3 protein-coding genes are annotated in these 2,747 nt (G+C 55.8%); all 3 read right to left on the reverse strand.

Translation table 11 applies throughout. From position 1 onward, the window contains the following. Positions 1 to 249: 249 nt before the first annotated feature. Positions 250 to 549 carry a hypothetical protein gene (locus H5U02_14990; GenBank protein ID MBC7343725.1) on the reverse strand — a complete coding sequence of 100 codons (300 nt, stop codon included), beginning with the start codon at positions 547 to 549 and terminating at the stop codon, positions 250 to 252. Positions 550 to 552: 3 nt separating this feature from the next. Continuing rightward, a complete protein-coding gene (locus tag H5U02_14995; protein MBC7343726.1) occupies positions 553 to 723 on the reverse strand; it encodes a hypothetical protein in 171 nt (56 codons plus the stop codon). Between the two features lie 276 nt (positions 724 to 999). After that, positions 1,000 to 2,193 (reverse strand): NAD(P)/FAD-dependent oxidoreductase, encoded by a 1,194-nt coding sequence (locus tag H5U02_15000; GenBank protein ID MBC7343727.1) that lies wholly within the window; start codon positions 2,191 to 2,193, stop codon positions 1,000 to 1,002. Positions 2,194 to 2,747 lie beyond the last annotated feature (554 nt).

Genomic DNA, 2,747 nt, shown 5'->3' on the forward strand with positions numbered 1-2,747 from the left:
CTTGCAGCGCAATCGGAGCTTTGGCGTTGGCGGCTTAGCGGCTAGGCCAAGCTTGATTACGAGGTACAGATGGCTTACGACTGGCGGTGGCGTCGAGGCACATCCAGGGCATCTGAAAGCAGGCGCGATGCGGGGTCAATAGGACCAATTACGCTGGCCAGTATCACCGGGTCGGTTCTACCCTTAAGAAAGGGTTATAGGTATTGAGCTCCGGAAAATACTTCCGCGGAATTCCTTCATCCGCGGTTATTAGCAAATCAGCCCTGTGGAAGGCACACCTCGTCCTCTCAATTCACGAATATAGCCCACTGCATCTTCGATGTTCTCCAGTTCCTCAGCTGCAAATCCTATATAATTCCTGATAGGAATAGGTGCTTTGTGCGGCTTGAGCTTATAGCTTCCATTTTCCCACACTAGCTCAATTTCTCGATCTTCCTTCATCAATCCCAAGGAACGGCGAACCTCCGCGGGAATAGTAGCCTGTCCTTTGGGATTCAGCTTTAGGATCCAGCTTTTCTTAGTTGCCTTCTCCAATTTGGTACCAGGCATCGCTCAACCTCCTTTTGCTCGGAGCGGAAGGCCCTCACAGGTTGGACCATCAGGTACAACTGTCGTGTTGTACCTGATAAGTATTATATCCATTTTTTCCTCCTTAAGCGCAATCCAGCCTTCATGACGTGGCGTGTACACCAGGATCTCCTTGAAAAACTCAGTTATTGCCACCCAGGGTGTAGCTCTCCACTCCGTAATCCTTCGCTGAGCCAGCTAACGCTCCATCTTGGGCTGCAGCGGACTATTGTGGCAAGCGGTTGCAAATTAAGGAGAAAAACAAGACTAGCTCGGCCTTTACAGCCACTTGGCCAGCCAGTACCTTTCAAAGCCAGCTTTGGCCATATGCCAGAAGCGGTTGGGGCCCCGCATTATGATGCGGGGCGGGTAAGGTTCTTTGAGGAAGTGGCCAATGGTTACCGCCGCCCGGGCGTAAGCAGTATTAAAAATTCAAAGGACAAAGCCGTCGTATACAGCTTTCATCTTTTCTCCTTTGATGGCGCTGGCTATATTGCGGGCTACCACCTCCGCCTGGAAATGGGCAAAGACGCCGGCCTTGGGTAGAAACCCGGTGCTGCCTTCATGGGCTACCGGAAGCCGGATGCCGGTTACATCGCCTACTGCATAGACGTCCTCGTATCCGGTGGCCAAGGTCTTGGGATCCGCGATAATCCAGCCGCTGGTATCACCACCGTCCTCGCTCCGGCTGGTTAGGCCAGCCCTTTGCACTACCTCGGGAGCCTTGTGAGGGGGCACCAAAAGCAGCAGATGGTAATCAACCCTACCTCCACCCTCAAGCAGGATTTGGCCCCGCCTCGGATCGATGCCGGTTACCCAACTGCCAGGTTGAAAGTCGATGTGGCGCTCCTGCAAGAGCTTCAATACCCTTTTGCCGACTTCCGGGCCATCGGCGGGCAACGGCTGCAGATCCGGGGTGACAAGGCGAATGGTCACCCGATCCCGAAGGCGCCGGCGGCGAAAGTAATCATCGAGGAGAAAGGCGGCATCGTAGGGAGCCGGAGGACATTTATGGACTGGGTGGGAAACCAAGATGGTGATGGTACCACCCTGAAACTCCCGCAAGGCCTCCCGGAGCCGGGTTGCCCCTTCCAGATCGTAGAAGACGTGGGCTTGCCCCTGCCGGACCGCCAGCCCCGCCCCGGGTACCGCCTCGGGGTCCAGGTCCGCCCCCAAGGATATAATCAGGTAGTCATACGGGCGCTCTTCTCTTTCTGTTTTCCTTCTTGCTTCCCTTCGTGTCTCTGGAATAGTGGCGCTGGCCAAGATCGGCTTGGCCGCTAGTCGGCCGAGGGCCCCAGCTCTTCTGGGTGCCTGCCCAACACCAAGAGGCTCCTCAGCCCCCCTCCTGGATACCGTCACCTGGCGCCCCACCAGATCGATCTCTGCGATCTCGGCCTCGAGGAACTCGATCCCTTTGGTAGCCAGAGCCCGGCGGCTGCGAAGGACTTGGCGGGGATGCTTTTGCCCCAGCATCACCCATAGAAAGGAGGGCCGGAAGGCATAGTCCCGCTCCCGGTCAATCAAGGTAACTTCGTGTTCCCGACCCAGCAACTTGCGCAAGGTGCCGGCGGCTACCAAACCGCCATCGCCCCCGCCCAGGATGAGAATGCGCGCTCCTTGCAAGCGGAAACCCTCGCTTCTCTAATCCTTTTCCTCAAGACTTGCCCCTAGCTTAAGCTGGGGGCAGCACCAACCCAGGTACTGCCCACTACCTGGCTAATCACTAGAGTTCCCCGGAGCGCCCATTTTATGAACCAACCAAACCGAACCTACGGTATCAGGTCTAAGCGCAACCTCTCCCACCCCTCAATAGCCACAATCTCCGGATCCCGAGTTACTAGCTCAGCTCCAAACTAAAGCTAAAACAACGGCAAAAGCATCGGCATATGCAATCCGAAAACGGCCTTCGAGCCGGCATTAGGCTCGTCAATGGGCTCGAGCATTATTCTCCGTCCCACAGCACCAGTGCGGCCATGGCCAAAGCAGCATTCCGGGCTCTGTCTTCTTTGCTGGTACCGCCTACGTAACCAGCCTTAGCAGTGGGCATGTCTAACCAGCATACTCACACGGCAGCGATGGCTTTTTTCATTTCTTCCAGGCTCGCCACTTTGATGCTCATTTTGTGGAGGGACTTGAGGGTGGCTGAACTCTCGATCTGGTTTATAGCTTGAATGATT

The sequence above is a fragment of the Clostridia bacterium genome (genome assembly GCA_014360065.1).
Lineage (GTDB): Bacteria > Bacillota > DSM-521 > Neomoorellales > JACIYF01 > JACIYF01.